This window comes from Kitasatospora sp. P5_F3, assembly GCF_054049135.1.
On the sequence record NZ_JBFUMY010000107.1, the window covers coordinates 1 to 15,155 of the forward strand.

9 protein-coding genes and 2 pseudogenes are annotated in these 15,155 nt (G+C 71.8%); 3 read left to right on the plus strand and 8 right to left on the minus strand.

Annotated features, from left to right (window positions below; genetic code table 11):
• Positions 1-325 (plus strand): nucleosidase (locus tag ACXJMZ_RS34320; protein WP_457033936.1); only part of this gene is annotated, 325 nt, incomplete at its 5' end.
• A gap of 191 nt (positions 326-516) precedes the next feature.
• On the opposite strand, the gene ACXJMZ_RS34325 is transcribed toward ACXJMZ_RS34320, so the two are convergent.
• From ACXJMZ_RS34325 to ACXJMZ_RS34355, 7 genes and pseudogenes are all read right to left on the minus strand, one after another.
• Positions 517-1,536, minus strand: coding sequence for an N-acetylglucosamine kinase (locus tag ACXJMZ_RS34325; RefSeq protein WP_457033937.1), 1,020 nt, complete (start codon positions 1,534-1,536; stop codon positions 517-519).
• A 54-nt stretch (positions 1,537-1,590) separates the two neighbouring features.
• Positions 1,591-2,871 (minus strand): 6-phospho-beta-glucosidase, encoded by a 1,281-nt coding sequence (locus ACXJMZ_RS34330; protein WP_457033942.1) that lies wholly within the window; start codon positions 2,869-2,871, stop codon positions 1,591-1,593.
• An 8-nt stretch (positions 2,872-2,879) separates the two neighbouring features.
• Entirely contained in the window at positions 2,880-3,764 is an 885-nt protein-coding gene (locus ACXJMZ_RS34335; protein WP_457033938.1) for a carbohydrate ABC transporter permease, read from the minus strand.
• A gap of 2 nt (positions 3,765-3,766) precedes the next feature.
• The gene (locus ACXJMZ_RS34340) at positions 3,767-4,576 is read right to left on the minus strand and encodes a carbohydrate ABC transporter permease (RefSeq protein ID WP_457033939.1); all 810 of its coding nucleotides are present in this window, start codon (positions 4,574-4,576) and stop codon (positions 3,767-3,769) included.
• Between the two features lie 130 nt (positions 4,577-4,706).
• Positions 4,707-5,978, minus strand: a pseudogene (locus ACXJMZ_RS34345) (ABC transporter substrate-binding protein); the annotation flags it as partial.
• Between the two features lie 95 nt (positions 5,979-6,073).
• A complete protein-coding gene (locus tag ACXJMZ_RS34350; RefSeq protein WP_457033943.1) occupies positions 6,074-7,237 on the minus strand; it encodes an ROK family transcriptional regulator in 1,164 nt (387 codons plus the stop codon).
• Between the two features lie 234 nt (positions 7,238-7,471).
• Positions 7,472-8,596 (minus strand): mechanosensitive ion channel family protein, encoded by a 1,125-nt coding sequence (locus ACXJMZ_RS34355; protein ID WP_457033940.1) that lies wholly within the window; start codon positions 8,594-8,596, stop codon positions 7,472-7,474.
• 339 nt (positions 8,597-8,935) lie between these two features.
• Here ACXJMZ_RS34355 and ACXJMZ_RS34360 point away from each other — a divergent pair, with 339 nt between their 5' ends.
• Positions 8,936-9,544, plus strand: a complete 609-nt coding sequence (locus ACXJMZ_RS34360; protein WP_057229921.1) for an HNH endonuclease — start codon at positions 8,936-8,938, stop codon at positions 9,542-9,544.
• Between the two features lie 160 nt (positions 9,545-9,704).
• On the opposite strand, the gene ACXJMZ_RS34365 is transcribed toward ACXJMZ_RS34360, so the two are convergent.
• Positions 9,705-13,472, minus strand: a complete 3,768-nt coding sequence (locus ACXJMZ_RS34365; RefSeq protein ID WP_457033941.1) for a beta-N-acetylglucosaminidase domain-containing protein — start codon at positions 13,470-13,472, stop codon at positions 9,705-9,707.
• Positions 13,473-13,835: 363 nt separating this feature from the next.
• Here ACXJMZ_RS34365 and ACXJMZ_RS34370 point away from each other — a divergent pair.
• Positions 13,836-15,155 (plus strand): annotated as a pseudogene (locus ACXJMZ_RS34370) (RICIN domain-containing protein); the annotation flags it as partial.

Genomic DNA, 15,155 nt, shown 5'->3' on the forward strand with positions numbered 1-15,155 from the left:
CCTCGACACCCCGGGGCTGCAGGCGCTCACCGGCCACAGGTACGGCGACCCGATCGAGCTCGACGTGGCCGGTGGCCCGGTGCTGGCCACCGGTGACCTGTTCGTCTCCGACCCGGCCGCCCGGGACCGGCTGGCCGAGAAGGCCGACCTGGTCGACATGGAGGGCTACGCGATCGTCACGGCGGCCCGCCACGCGGGCGTGCCCGTGCGGTTGATCAAGCACGTGAGCGACGAGGCGGGCGCCGGCGCGGTCCGCACCTGGCAGCAGTCGGTGGACTCCTGCGCGAAGCAGCTCGCCGCCTGGCTCCACGACCACCTGCAGTGACGCTCCGGGCGTCAGCCACCAGGGGCTCGGGGAACTGCGACGCCGACCCTTGCAAGGTGATCCGTACGTAAGTGGCCAGGCACTTTCGCAGTGACCCCGGCGCCAGATCTCCTCGCCCCGCGGCGGAGCCGCACATCAGCAGAGCCCCGAGCCCCTGGGTAGTAGACGGCTGAGCGCCTGCCGCAGGCGTCCTAGCGGAGCGCTCCCACCGTGGCCGTGGTCGGGTAGGCGTCCCGCAGGCGCTGCTGGGCGACGGGATCGCCGCCGAGCTGGTCGAGGCCGAGCAGGGCGGCGCCGAGCACGGGCGGCGCCACCACGACCCGGGCCTCGGCGAACGGCGCCGCCGCGGCCAGCCGCGCCGTGACGTTGTCGAGCAGCAGGGGCTGCCGCGAGGCCAGCACCCCACCGCCCAGCACCACCGGTGCGGCCTCCCCGAGCAGGTCGAGCCGCCCGAGCGCGACCACCGCGAGCCGGACGATCTCGTCTGCCTGACGGTCGATCAGCTCGAGCGCCGTCTCGTCCCCGGCCTCGGCCGCGGTGAACAGGATCGGCACCAGCTCGTGCAGCCGGGTCCCCGGCACCCGCCCGAGGTGGATCTCCTCGGCCAGCGAGGTGGCGGACGGCAGCCCGAAGTGGGCGGCGATCGCCCCGGCCAGTGCGGTCGGGCCGCCCCGGCCGTCCTCGGCCCGGACCGCGTGCCACATCGCGGCGCCGGCCAGTCCGGCCCCGCCGCCCCAGTCGCCGCTGAGTTTGCCGAGGGCGAGGAAGCGGGCGGTGCGGCCGTCGGGCAGCAGCCCGGCGCAGTTGATCCCGGCGCCGCAGACCACCGCGACGCCGCGCGGGCCGTCCGTACCGGCCCGCAGCAGGCCGAAGGTGTCGTTGGCGACGGCGTTGCCGACGCCCCAGCCGCGGGCCGTCAGCGCGGCCAGCAGGGCGGCCTCCTCGACCGGCAGGTCGGCGTTGGCCAGGCAGGCGCTGACGTGCGTGACCAGCACACCGGCGGCCGGGTCGAGCCCGGCCTGGGCGGCCACCGAGGCGACCAGCGGCGCCAGTTCGGCGATCGCCGTCTCTGCCCCGACGGTCTGCGGCTGGAAGCCACCGCCCCGGGCGTGACCGAGCACGCTGCCGTCGGCGCCGACCAGTGCGACGTCGGTCTTGCTGTTCCCGGCGTCGATGGCGAGAACGCCGGGGAGTTGCTCAAGCTGCTGCATCAGGTCCCCGCTCATAAACACCCCGGCCGTCCCGGCCGGGAAAGGAGAAGAAGCTCACGCCCACGGCAGGTGGGCTCCGTTGTGCGCGAGCAGACGGTCCGTCAGCTGGTCGGCGAGGTCGATCTGCCCGACCAGCGGGTGGGCCAGCAGGGCGTCGAAGACCCGGTCCCGGCCGCCCTTGAGGGCCGCCTCCAGGGCGAGCTGCTCGTACGCGGTGACCCCGGCGATCAGGCCGGCGTACAGCGGCTCGACCGGCCGCTGCGGCAGCGGGCGGACGCCGTTCGCGTCCACCTCGGCGGGCACCTCGATGACCGCGTCGTCGGGCAGGAACGGCAGCACGCCGTCGTTGCGGGTGTTGACCACCTGCACGCTGGTGCCGCCGTCGGTGCCGAGCAGCGAGGCGATCAGCTGGACGGCGGCCTCGGAGTAGAAGGCACCGCCGCGCTGGCCGAGCAGCTCGGGCTTGGTGTCCAGGGTGGGGTCGGCGTACATGGTGAGCAGTTCCTGCTCGATCGCCGCGACCTTGGCGGCCCGCGAGCCCTCGACCTTCAACTCCTCGACCACCTGGTCGTGCTGGTAGAAGTAGCGCAGGTAGTAGGAGGGCACCACGCCGAGCCGCTGGATCACCGGCAGCGGCAGGTGCAGGTCCTCGGAGATCTCCTTGCCGAAGCCGGCCAGCAGCTCCGGCAGTACCTCGCGCCCGGTGGCGGCGCCCGGCGCGTCCAGCAGGGTGACGCCGCGCTCCCAGGTCAGGTGGTTCAGCCCGACGTGGTCCAGGCGCACCAACTCCGGTGCGACGCCCAGGTGGGCGGCGAACTTGCGCTGGAAGCCGATCGCCACGTTGCACAGGCCGACGGCCTTGTGCCCGGCGGTCTGGAGTGCCCGGGTGACGATGCCGACCGGGTTGGTGAAGTCGACGATCCAGGCGTCCGGGTTGGCCCGGCGGACCTGGTCGGCGATCTCCAGCACCACCGGGACGGTGCGCAGCGCCTTGGCCAACCCGCCCGCGCCGGTGGTCTCCTGGCCGACGCAACCGCACTCCAGCGGCCAGGTCTCGTCCTGGTTGCGCGCGGCCTGCCCGCCGACCCGGAGCTGCAGCAGCACCGCGTCCGCGCCCTGTACCCCGACGCTCACGTCGGTAGTGGTGGTGACCACCGCGCCGTGGCCCTGCTTGGCGAAGATCCGCCGGGCCAGCCCGCCGATCAGCTCCAGCCGCTCGGCGGCCGGGTCGATCAGCACCAGCTCGCCGATCGGCAGGGTGTCGCGGAGCCGGGCGAAGCCGTCGATCAGCTCGGGTGTGTAGGTGGAACCGCCGCCGACGATTGCCAACTTCAGTGCGGACATCAGCCCTTGACCCCTGTCAGTGTCACGCCTTCGATGAAGGCCTTCTGTGCGAAGAAGAACAGAACGATCACCGGTGCCATCACCAGCAGGGTGGCGGCCATGGTGAGGTTCCAGTTGGTGTGGTGCGAGGCCTTGAACGAGGCAAGGCCGTAACTCAGCGTCCAGGCGGCCTGGTTGTCGCTGGCGTAGATCTGCGGGCCGAAGTAGTCGTTCCAGCAGTAGAAGAACTGGAACAGCGCGACGGCGGCGATGGCGGGCTTCGTCATCGGGACCACCACCTTGAGCAGGGTGCGGAACTCGCCGCAGCCGTCGATCCGGGCCGCCTCGATGTACTCCTTGGGCACGGTCAGCAGGAACTGCCGGAGCAGGAAGATCGAGAACGCGTCGCCGAAGGCCATCGGGATGATCAACGGCCAGAGTGTGCCGCTCAGGTGCAGCTGCTTGGCCCAGAACAGGTACATCGGGATGATGATCACCTGAGGCGGCAGCATCATCATCGAGATCACCGCCATCAGCGCCAGATTCCGGCCGCGGAAGCGGAACTTGGCCATCGCGTAGGCCACCGGCAGGCTGGAGACCACGGTCAGCACCGTGCCCAGGCCCGCGTACAGCAGGGTGTTGCGCCACCAGGTGAGGAAGCCGTCGGTCTGCCACACCTTGACGAAGTTGTCCCACTGCCAGGTGTGCGGCCACAGGTCGGCGGTAATCGCCTGACGGTCGGTCATCACCGAGGTGAGGAAGACGAAGACGAACGGCAGCACGAAGAACAGCGCGGCGGCGATGGCCAGCGAGTGCACGGCCACCCAGTGCAGCGTGGCCCGGCGGCGGGCCACCTTGGCGGCGGCGTCCCGGCGGGTCAGCGGAAGGGAGATGGTTGCGGTCATGGTCAGTCCTCGCTCGCCAGCAGACCCGACTTACGGCGCAGCAGCAGCGACGTGAAGGCCATCGAGATCACGAACAGGATCAGCGCGATCACGCAGGCGGAGCCGTAGTCTGCGCGCTGGAAGCCCAGGTTGTAGACCATCTGCGGCAGGGTCCAGGTGGAGCCGTTCGGGTAGCCGGGCTCGAACTGCTGGCCGGAGCCGCCGATCACGCCGCTGGCCACCTTCCCGGCCACGATCGCCTGGGTGTAGTACTGCATGGTCTGGATCACGCCGGTCACCACGGCGAACAGCACGATCGGCGAGATGTTCGGGATGGTGACGAAGCGGAACTTCTGGACCGGGCCCGCCCCGTCCAGCTCGGCCGCCTCGTACTGCTCCTTGGGGACGTCCAGCAGGGCGGCCATGAAGATCACCATCAGGTCGCCGATGCCCCACATCGCCAGCATGGTGAGGGCCGGCTTGGACCAGTCCGGGTCGGTGAACCAGCCCGGCGTCGGCAGCCCGAGGTCGCCGAGCAGGGCGTTGACCGGGCCGGTGCCGGGGTTGAGCAGGAACGCGAAGGCGATCGTGGCGGCCACCGGCGGAGCCAGGTAGGGCAGGTAGAACAGGGTGCGGAAGACGCCCGCGCCGGTCTTCACCTTGGTGATCAGCAGACCGATGCCGAGCCCGAACACGACCCGCAGGGCGACCATCACGACCACCAGCCAGAGGGTGTTGCGCAGGCCCTGCCAGAACGACGGGTAGTCGGTGAAGACGTAGCTCCAGTTCTGCAGACCCCGGAAGGTCGGTGCACTGAAGCCGTCGTACCTCATGAAGGAGAAGTAGGCCGTGGAGATCAGCGGGTAGGCGAAGAAGACCGCGAAGCCGATCAGCCAGGGCGACAGGAAGGCCAGGGTCCGGAGCGCCTCCCGGCGGCGCTTTCGCGTCAGCGCCGCCGGGGCGGGACTCGTAGTCGAAGCCGAGGTTCTGCAGGCTCACCTGGTAAGCGCCGCCGTTCAGGCTGGCCGGAGTGGTGCTCGAGTTCGGGTTCTTGGCGATCTCGATGAAGGTCCGGAAGTTCGGATCGTTGCTCAGCTTCGGCGAGTTGAGCGCCTCGAAGGTGCTCGGCACGTTGTGGATCGCGTTCGCGAAGCTCACCACGGCGTCCGTGTTGGTGGTCAGGTACTTCACCAACTCCCAGGCGGCGGTCTGCTTCTGGCTGCCCCGGGCGATGCCGATGATGGTGCCGGTCTGGTAGCCCCGGCCGTACGTGGCGGCCTGGTCGTCCGGCACCGGGAACGGCGCGGTGGCCCACTCGAACGGCAGCTTCTCCTCGTCCAGCGCGGCGGTCCGCCACTCGCCGTCCATCGCCATCGCCACCTGGCCGGTGTGGAACGGGTTCTTGGCGCTGAACTCGTCGCCGAAGCCGGTCCGGTACTTCTCCAGCTTCTCGAAGCCGCCGAGCTTGCCGACCAGGCTCTTCTGCCAGTCCATCAGCGCGCCGACCTTGGGGTCGGTGGCGACGGTGGACTTGCCCTCGCCGTCGAAGTAGCTCGGGCCGTACTGGCCGAGCAGGTGCGCGATGCTGCTCTCGTAGCCGTGGTAGGCCGGCATGAAGCCGAGCTGCTTGAAGCCGTCGCCCTCGGCGATGGTCAGCTTCGCCGCGGCCGCCTCGAACTCGCTGAAGGTCTTCGGCGGCGCGGTGATCCCGGCGGCGGCGAAGGCGGTCTTGTTGTAGTACAGGCCGTACGCGTCGCCGAGCAGCGGCAGCGAGCACTGGTTGCCCTGGAACTGGCTGTACTTGAGCATCGGGGCCGGGAAGGTCTTGGCCGGGTCGATGCCGTCCTTCTTCAGGAACGGGTTCAGGTCGGCCCAGACCTTGGCCGAGCAGAACTTGCCGACGTTGTCGGTGGTGAACGAGGAGACCACGTCCGGTGCGTCTTCGCCGCCGGCCCGCAGGGCCTGCTCGCTCTTCTCGTCCTCGATCTTCGGGACGATCTTCACGTGGATGTTCGGGTGCGCCTTCTGGAAGGCGGCCACGTTGTCCTCGATGGCCTTGGTCTCGCTGTCCTGGTTCCAGCCGTGCCAGAAGGTGATGGTCACGTCCTTGCCGGCGGCCGAGTCGTCCTGGCCGCCGGAGGAGTTGGTGCCGGTGCAGGCGGTGGCGAGCAGGGCCAGAACGGCGCTGCCGGTGACGGCGGCGAGCAGACGGGACGATCTGCGGACGGAGTGCATCTCAGAGTCCTCCTGGGACTGTGGGGGCAGGCGGAATCGCACGGGCGGTGGGCGGGCTACAGGGTGACGGTGGGTCATGGGCGGCGGCCCGGGAGTCAGTGGGTGGAGAACACCGACTCACGGGCCGAGGCGAGGGCGCGCTGCAGGGCGCCGTGCAGGACGGGGGAGCCGGGGACGGTACTGCTGCGGACCTCGGGCCGGGGGATCGAGATCCGCGCGAGCGCGTCCTGGACCAGCGCGCGCAGCCGGTCGCCGCCGGCCGTGGCGGTGCCGCCGGAGAGCACCACCAGTTCGGGGTCGACCACGGCGACGATCGACGCCAGGCCGACCGCGAGCCGCTCGGCCAGCTCGTCGAGGAACTCGTCGCCGGCTCCCGGGGTCTCCAGAGCGCGGGCCACGACCGCCTCGCTGGTACTGCCGCCGAGGCCGTGCCGCCGGGCCAGCGACAGCACCGCCTCGGCACCGGCCAGCTCCTGGAAGCCGCCGGAGTTCTTGCGCCGGACGTTGTGCACCACGGGGGCGCCGGGCACCGGCATGTAGCCGACCTCGCCCGCGCCACCGGTGAAACCGCGGTGCAGCCGGCCGGCCAGCACGATCGCGGCGCCGAGGCCCTCCTCGGCCCAGAGCAGCACGAAGTCCTCGCTGCCCTGCGCCGCGCCGAAGGCCTGCTCGGCCACGGCGGCCAGGTTGACGTCGTTCTCGATGGTGACCGGTGCGCCGAACGCGGTCTCCAGGTCGGTCAGCAGCTTGGGCGAGTGCCAGCCGGGCAGGTGCGCGGCGTACCGCAGTTTGCCGCTCACCGGGTCGAGCGCACCGGGCACCCCGACCACGATCCCGTGCAGGTCACCCGGCGTCAGGCCAGCCTCCCGGACGGTCGCGGCCAGCGCCTCGGCGGTCCGCTGCACGGTCTCGGCGGCGGGCCAGCCCCTGGTGGGGGTGAGCGCCTCGGCCAGTGTGCTGCCGGTGATGTCGGCGACCGCGGTGCGGACATGAGTGGTCGTCACATCCAGCCCGGCCACGTACCCGGCGGCCGGGTTGACCTGGTACAGCTGCGCGTTCGGCCCGGGGCCGCCGGCCGTGGTGCCGACCGGCAGGACCAGACCGGCGCTCTCCAGGCGGCCGAGCAGCTGGGAGGCGGTGGGCTTGGAGAGCCCGGTCAGGCTGCCGATCTGGGTCCGGGAGAGCGGACCGTGGGCGAGCAGCAGCTCGAGCGCGGCCCGGTCGTTGATCGCCCGGAGCAGGCTCGGAGTACCGGCGATGGGGGTACGGGTGTTGTCGGTCACAGCCCAGATCCTCCCCTCTCACCACCCGGACGTGCTGGTCGGGGTGGCGCTGCATGAATAGTTAGGAAACTTTCCAATCGCTGAGAAGGACGGTAGGGCGCAGGGTGCGAGGGTGTCAATGGGCCCCCCTCGGGAGGATGCCGAAGCGTTACGTGCGGACAGCGCGGAACCCCGCCCCAAGCCGCTGGGACGGGGTTCCGTGCCGAGTCGCTAGGGCATGTCCGGCTGGGCCGGGATGGGCTTGGCGATCTGGGAGGCGGGGGAGCCGGGATCGGCCAGCACCGAGGGTGCCGCCCCGGCGGGCTCGGCGGCCGCCGCCACGGTGACGGTGGCCGGCGCGTCCTCCTTGAGCTTCACGCCCGCCTCGTCGAAGGCGGCCTTCAGCCGCTGCCGCAGGGTGCGCGCGACCAGCAGCGCCTTGCCCGGCGAGGTACGGGCCTCGACCCGCAGCACCATCGAGTCGAAGGCCACCGACTCCACCCCGAGCACCTTGACCTGACCCCAGATCAGCTCGTCGTACGGGGTCTCCTTGGCCAGCCGCTCCGCGGTCTCCTTGATCAGCTCCTCGACCCGGACCAGGTCCTCCTTGTAGCCGATCTGGACGTCCACCGAGGCGGTCGCCCAGCCCTGGCTCATGTTGGCGATCCGCTTCACCTCGCCGTTGCGGATGTACCAGATCTCGCCGTTCGCCCCGCGCAGCTTGGTCACCCGCAGGCCGACCTCCAGCACCGTGCCGGTCGCCACCCCGGTGTCGATCTCGTCGCCGACGCCGTACTGGTCCTCCATGATCATGAAGACCCCGGACAGGAAGTCCGTCACCAGATTCCGTGCGCCGAAACCGATCGCCACACCGGCCACACCGGCGCTGGCCAGCAGCGGCGCCAGGTTCACCCCGAGGGCGGAGAGCACCATCAGCCCGGCGGTACCCAGAATGGTGAACGAGGTGACGCTGCGGAGCACCGAACCTATCGCCGCCGACCGCTGCTGCCGCCGCTCGGTGTTCACCACCCCGCTGTTCGCCAGCAGCCCGCCGAGCCGGCCGAGCTCGGCCTCGCTCTCCGGGGGCCGGACCATCCGCGCTATGAACTTGCTGATCAGCTTCTGCAGTACCGCCCGCAGCACCAGGGCCAGCACCACGATCAGCAGGATCCGCAGACCGTTCTCCAGCCAGCCCTGCCAGCTGCTGCTCAGCCAGCCCGCGGCCTGCCTGGTCGCCTCGGCGGCCTCGGCCGGCGAGGTCGGCAGCTTGGACAGCGGATCGTCGGACGGCCCGGACGAAGGGGAGGGCGAGGACGAGGCGTCGGCGAGGAGGCCGAAAGCGCCGGAGCTGGACACGAGCGGAGTCCTTCCTGCTGGGGGACCACTGGCCGCCTGCGGGCCACTGATCAGGACGAACTGCCACCCTAGCGGCCGCGCACCACCCGGACGGACGACCCGTCAGGCCCCCGGAATGGGCCGAAGGGGCCGGTTACCAGCGACGAATGGTGCATCCTGGCCACCCGCTGGGCATATCGGATATGACGGAACCCACATCAGCTCCGTTTCGCAGGATTGGTGGCGCCCTACAACGGCGTAAGGCGACACTGGTGGAGATCGCGTCGGGGAGACAACCCCACGCGGTCACCCGCTCGTCCCGGCGCGAGCCACGCGCCGCAGGCGTCCAAGGAGGCCTCCGTGCCGCATGTCCTGGTCCTCAACGCGTCGTACGAACCACTCGGTGTCGTCTCGATGCGCCGCGCTCTCATCCTGGTCCTCAACCACAAGGCGGTCAGCCTGGAGGATTCCGGAATCACTCTGCACAGCGCCACCAGCGCCGTCTCGGCGCCGTCCGTCGTCCGACTGACCCGGTTCGTCCGGGTGCCCTTCTGCGGGCCCGTCCCGCTCACCCGCCGCGCCCTGTTCGCTCGTGACCAGGGCCGCTGCGTCTACTGCGGGGCCGCCGCAACCAGCGTCGACCACGTCATCCCGCGCAGTAGGGGTGGCCAGCACCGGTGGGACAACGTGGTGGCGGCCTGCCGCCGCTGCAACCACACCAAGGCCGACCGCCATCTCGCCGATCTCGGCTGGCGGATGAAACGTCCACCCGCCCCGCCCAGCGGGCTGGCCTGGCGGATCATCGGCACCGGCATCAAGGACCCGCGCTGGCGGCCCTACCTGGAGCCGTACGGCGCGACCGAGCAGTTCCGCGAGTACGAACACCACGACCATACCGACCACGGAGCCGCGTTCCCGGCTCCACACGGCCGGACCCACCGCGGCGAGCACGAACCGCTCTCCGCCTGACAGACAGGGCCTGCCAGCCAATCCTCGGTACGCCTCATGGGCCGCCGCCACCCCCTCCGGGAGTGTCGGCGGCCCGCCGTTATTTCTGCGGGACCTGCGGCACGGGCATCGAGCCCCTGGACAGTGCAACCTCGGGACCTGCCAAAAGCCGGGCCCGGCCTCAGCCGGCGGCGTAGACCTCGATGCCGGTGAGCGAGTACCCGTACGGCGTGGCCCGGGTGACGCCCTGGACCCGCAGGTACTGGGCGTCGGGAGCGTCGAAGCGGATCGTCTCGGTGCCGCCCCGCCCGTCCTCGACGGTGGCGACGGTGGTCCAGTGCAGGCCGTCGGGGGAGGTCTCAAGACGGTAGGCGGAGGCGTAGGCGGGCTGCCAGGAGAGCACCGCCGAGCCGAGCCGGGTGGCGGCCGGCAGCCGGAGCTGGACCCAGGCGTCGTCCTTCGCCGGGGCGGTCCACCGGGTCTTCGGGTCGCGGTCGTTCACGGCATTGGCGGGAGTCTTGGCGGAGTCGTCCCCGGAGGACGAGGCCGCTGCGCCGGGCGCCAGGTCGGGCCCGGTGGTCGGCGGGACCACCCGGACCTGCAGGACCTGGCGGACCGTCAGCCCGCCCGCGGTGAAGCTGACCGGCACCTGGTAGGTGCCGGTGGGGGTGCCGGCGGCCGCGGTGACCTGGAGCGGCGCGACGACCCGGCCGCCGCGCGGCACGGCCAGTGCGGGGACCGGAGCGATCGTCAGACCCTTGGCCACCAGCGGGACCTCGGCCTTCAGCTCGCCGGTGATCACATCGGGACGACCGGACTCGACCACGGCCCTGGTCTGCGCCGGGACGGTGGCGCCGGTGATCACGTCCAGTACGGGGGAGGTCAGGCCGAGCCGCGCGGCGGGGGTGTCGGCGTACCAGGGGATGATCTGGTTCACCACGGGCGGCTCGCCGCCGGGCGCCCAGCGCAGCCGGATCGCGCCGACCGGGCGGCCCTGGGCGGACAGCTCGTTCCAGCCAGGGCCGACGGCGCCGACCGCCACCCAGCTGCCGTCGGCCTGCTGGACCTCCACCATGCCGGTGGCCCGGACGGTCGGGTCGGTCAGCACGGTGACCCGGTCCAGCGGCCGGGGCGCGCCGAGTTCGACGGTGAGCGGGGCGTCGTTGCCGTCGGGGGAGCTCGCGGCGCGGTAGGCGGTGTCCGGGCTGCCGTCCAGTACGGCGGCGGCCGGGGAGCCGGGGGCGGCGTCCGGGCCGCCGGTCACCGTGGCGGGGGTTTCGCCGGGGGCCGCGATGCTGAACTCGCGGACCGCGACGGCCGTCTTCTGGGCGCTGGTGGCGCGCAGCCGGACGGCCTTGGCGACCACCCCGGCGGGCGCCGTCGCGGTGAGGTTCTGCCGGCCGCGGATCTCGGCCAGCTCCTTCCAGCCGCCCTCGCCGGTGGTGTACTCCAGCACGCCGTCGTGCAGGAAGTCGCCGGCCGCGCTGCGGGCGTCCGGGCCGTCGCCCCAACTGCCCATCAGCACCGTCACGGTGCCCAGCGGGCGGCCGGGGCCGAGGTCGAGGCCGATCGCGTCGCCGGGCTGCGGCGGTGCGGAGGTCCAGTAGAAGGTGTCGGCGGAGTCGTCGGTCATCAGCGCGGGCCGGTGGTCGTGCGCGGTGCCCAGCGTGGTGGTGGCGCCCACCGCACCGGGGGTGACGCCGGACCAGCTGTCGGCTGCCTTCGACGCCCGGTCCAGGAAGGGGTCCAGCACACCGGCGCCGACCACCGCGCCGCCCTGCGCCAGCTGGTCGCGCTCGCTGCGCAGGGTGACCCGGTGCTGCCAGGCGGCCGTGCCGTCGCCACCGCGCTGGGCCAGCAGCATGTCGACCGCCGCCACCCCGGCCCGGCCGTAGCCGGCCAGCTGGGTGAGCCACGGGTCGGCCTCCGCGCCGAGCGCCTCGGTGGCCAGCGCCTGCCGGGCCCCGGCCATGGTGGCGAAGGCGTCCCGAAGCGGGGCGGCGGCCTCGGTCAGCCGGGCCGGGTCGGGCGTGCTGCCGCCGGTCGGCTCCAGCGCGGCCCAGAACCGTTCGGCCAGCGGGGTCAGATAGCCGGACTCGGTCCTGGCCAGCGGGGAGGAGGAGCTGTGGCCCGCCAGCGCGGTGACCGCGGCCAGGCCCGCGCCCGTCCCGGCCAGCGGCCGCAGCGCGGCCCGCCAGGACTCGGCAGGCTGGTAGCCGGCCGGGTTCCAGGCGAAGTCGGCGGCGGTGGCCAGCGGGATCCGGGAGAGTACCGGCTGGGCCATCGCGGCGGTCACCAGCGCGGCCGAACCGGTGGCCAGTTCGGCGTCGCGTCCCTGGTACGCACCGAGGTAGAGCCGGTCCGGCGCGGAGTCGTTGACGGGGTAGCTGTCCAGGGTGACCAGCCGGTGCCCGGCGGCTTTGGCCGCCTCGGCGAACTGACTACCCGTGATCTTCGCCGGGATCGCCGACCCGCCGCTCCAGGCCACCTGGATGTCCTTCGGCAGCGCCGCGGCCAGCGCCGTCCGGTACGGCGAGGCGGCCGCCTTCTGATAGTCCGTCGGCACCACCGTGAGCGGGATCTTCCCCTTGGTCAGCCGCTCCCTGACCTTGCCGACCAGGGCGGCCTGCGCCTTGGCGGCCGCCTCGGGTCCGGTACCGAAGCTGCGGCGGTCGGTGGAGCAGTGCCACTCGTCGTAACTGACGTCCAGGAACTCCAGCTGGAACGCCTCGAAGCCCAGCTTGCGCAGCCCGTCCAGCTTGCCGAGCAGCGCGTCCAGGTCCTTGGCGGAGCTGTAGCAGAACGACTGGCCCGGGTCGATCGAGTACCCGAGCGTGACGTGGTTCTGCCGGGCCCGGTCGGCCAGTTCCCGCAGCTCGGCGGCCTGCGCGGCGGGGTAGGCATCGCGCCAGCGGGAGAGCCGGTACGGGTCGCCGCCGGGGGCGTAGAGGTAGAAGTTCTGCTTGGTCCGGCCGAGGAAGTCGAGCTGGGCCAGCCGCTGTTCGGCGCTCCAGGGCGTGCCGTGGAACGACTCGGCGATGCCCCGGACGGCCGCGCCGCTGGGCCAGTCCCGGACCACCACGCCCGGAAAGCCGAGCGCGCCGGGGCCCTGGCCCTGGCCGGGCTGGACGGGGGCGAGCAGCTGCCGCAGGCTCTGTGCGGCGTTGAACGTCCCGGCGGCGTCCACTCCGGCCAGCACCACCGCGCCGTAGCTGCCGCCGGTGGTCGGCAGCTGACCGGCGGCCAGCAGGTACCCCCCGGCGGGCAGCCCGTCGAACGAGAGCTGCTGTCCGGCCGCCGTCGCGAGGCTGCGCAGGGCCCGGTCGACCGCCCCGCCCGCCGTCTCCCGGGGCCCGCCGACGTACACGGTCAGGCTGCCCGGTGCGGGCTCGGCAGGCAGGTCGGGCAGTGGGGTGACGGTGGTCGCGCCGGCCGTCCCGAGCAGCTCCCGGACCGCGTCCAGGGCGGGCTCGTCGGCCTGGTCCGCGCTCACCAGATTCACCGCGGGCGGCACGCTGACGGGCTTTCCGACGGCGGTCAGCTGCTGGGGCCTGGGGTACACCTGAGGGTCGGCCAGCGTCCCGAGCGGCGTCCGGGGCGCACTGCTGACGGTCCGTCCGGCCGGCGTCTCGGCATAGGCCGTGCCCGGGATCCCGACCAGCAGCCCGCTGACCACGGCGGCGGCCGAGAGCGTCGCGGCCAACTGCAGGGTGGCTCGCCGACGTCCCCGCCTGCGCTCCGCCCGCACTGACGCGAGCAGCGGTTCGGTGCCCTTGAGATCCGCGATCAGCCGGTCCGCCACCTTGGGCGCCAACTGACGCGCCGTCCGCGCAGTGACCCGCCGGGCCGCCAGCGCAGCCGGGTGCCAGAGCACCTCACGGAGGGCCGCGCTCTGCTCGATCTGCTGCCGCAACCGCCGACCGGCGGCCACCGAAACCCGAGCCTGCACAGGACCCTCCTCAACCTGAAAACGTCCGGTCCAAGCCCCCGGCGGACAGCCCACCAGCAAGCCGTTCCGAAGTCAACGCCCATGTCGCCAATATCTGATTCGAGAGGTATGTGATGTTTGGCAGGATGAGCAGCAGACAGCACGGCCACCGCGCTCTGATTCTTCGTCACAAAAGATCATGATCGCGGTGGCCGCACCCATGTCCGCAAGCAGCCCCACCAGACCGCTGACCCGCACCGCGCCACAGCCGATCACGAACCAAAGCTGCCGTGTCTGTGCGATTTCTGTTATCCCTGCCCGTCCCAGCTGTCTCCCATGTGTCGGTACCACACCCGACACACCTGTTACTGGGGAGAGAAACGCATGGGACGCAGGGGAGCAGCGACACACCGTCGCAGTAGTCGCCGTGGTCGGCTGATCGCCGCGGCCGTCGTGACGGCCGGGCTCGTCGCGGGCGGCATCACGGTCGGCACAGCGCTGGAGGGCGGGCGGCCGGTCGTCGTCTCGGCTGATGCCGCCGTCACACAGGAGATCGGGCCGGCTGCGGCACCGTTGCACAACGAGCCGCCCACGCCGGTTGCCAAGGTGCCGGCGAACGACACGACCCGCGGCCTGGTGTACGGCGGTCTGGTTCCGGCCGCGAGTGGTGATCGCTGCGCCGGGGTCTTCAAGGTCTCCGACGCCGAGTTGTGCACCCACGGGCCGGACGCGCCGCCGAAGGGCGTCGACATACACAAGGAGACCAAGCCCGCCGTGGCAGCCGTCCCGGAAGCGGAGCCGACTGCGGTTACCGCCGGTACGGACAGCCCGCCCGCTGCGGCCGACCTGCTGAAGGACGCCCCGCCGGTGTTCGACGCCCGGTCGGGCTCCGCGCTCGCCGCCGAACCTGCGGCCGGTTCCCCTTCATCCGCGGCGGCGACTGCGGCTGCGGCGGGGGCCGGGGTGGTCTGCGAGGGCGACGGGTCCACCGGCAACCGGGTCCAGGTGCTCTACCTGCACGCGCCGGGTAAGGACCGGTTCGGTGAGTACCGGGCCTCGTTCAAGAAGTGGGCCGCCGACGCCGACATCATCTACAACGCCAGCGCCGCCGAGACCGGGGGTGTGCGGCACGTCCGTTTCGTCACCGAGTCCGACTGCACCGCGTCGGTGCTGGACGTGGAGGTCCCGGCCGCCGCGATGCAGGAGTTCGGCGCCACCAACAAGGCTCTCTCCGGCCAGGGTTTCAACCGGCGCGACCGCAAGTACATGATCTTCGCGGATGCCCAGGTGTACTGCGGTATCGGCTCCTTCAACGGTGACGAACGTCCCGGCAAGGACAACCTCAGCAACTTCGGCCCCTCGTTCGGGCGGACCGACTCCGGCTGCTGGGGTGGCTCCACCGCCGCCCACGAGCTCGGCCACAACCTCGGTGCCGTCAACAACAGTGCGCCGAACAGCAGCAAGGCCGGCCACTGCGTCGACGAGTGGGACCTCATGTGCTACTCCGACGCGCCGTACTACCCGCAGATGCAGACCCACTGCCCGGACCGCGCCCACGACGACCGGCTGGACTGCAACCACGACGACTATTTCCACACCAACCCGTCGCCCGGCAGCTACCTCACCACGCACTGGAACGTGGCGAACAACCAGTTCCTGACGACCGGTGGCGGGACCGGCCCGAACCCCACCCCCACCCCGAAC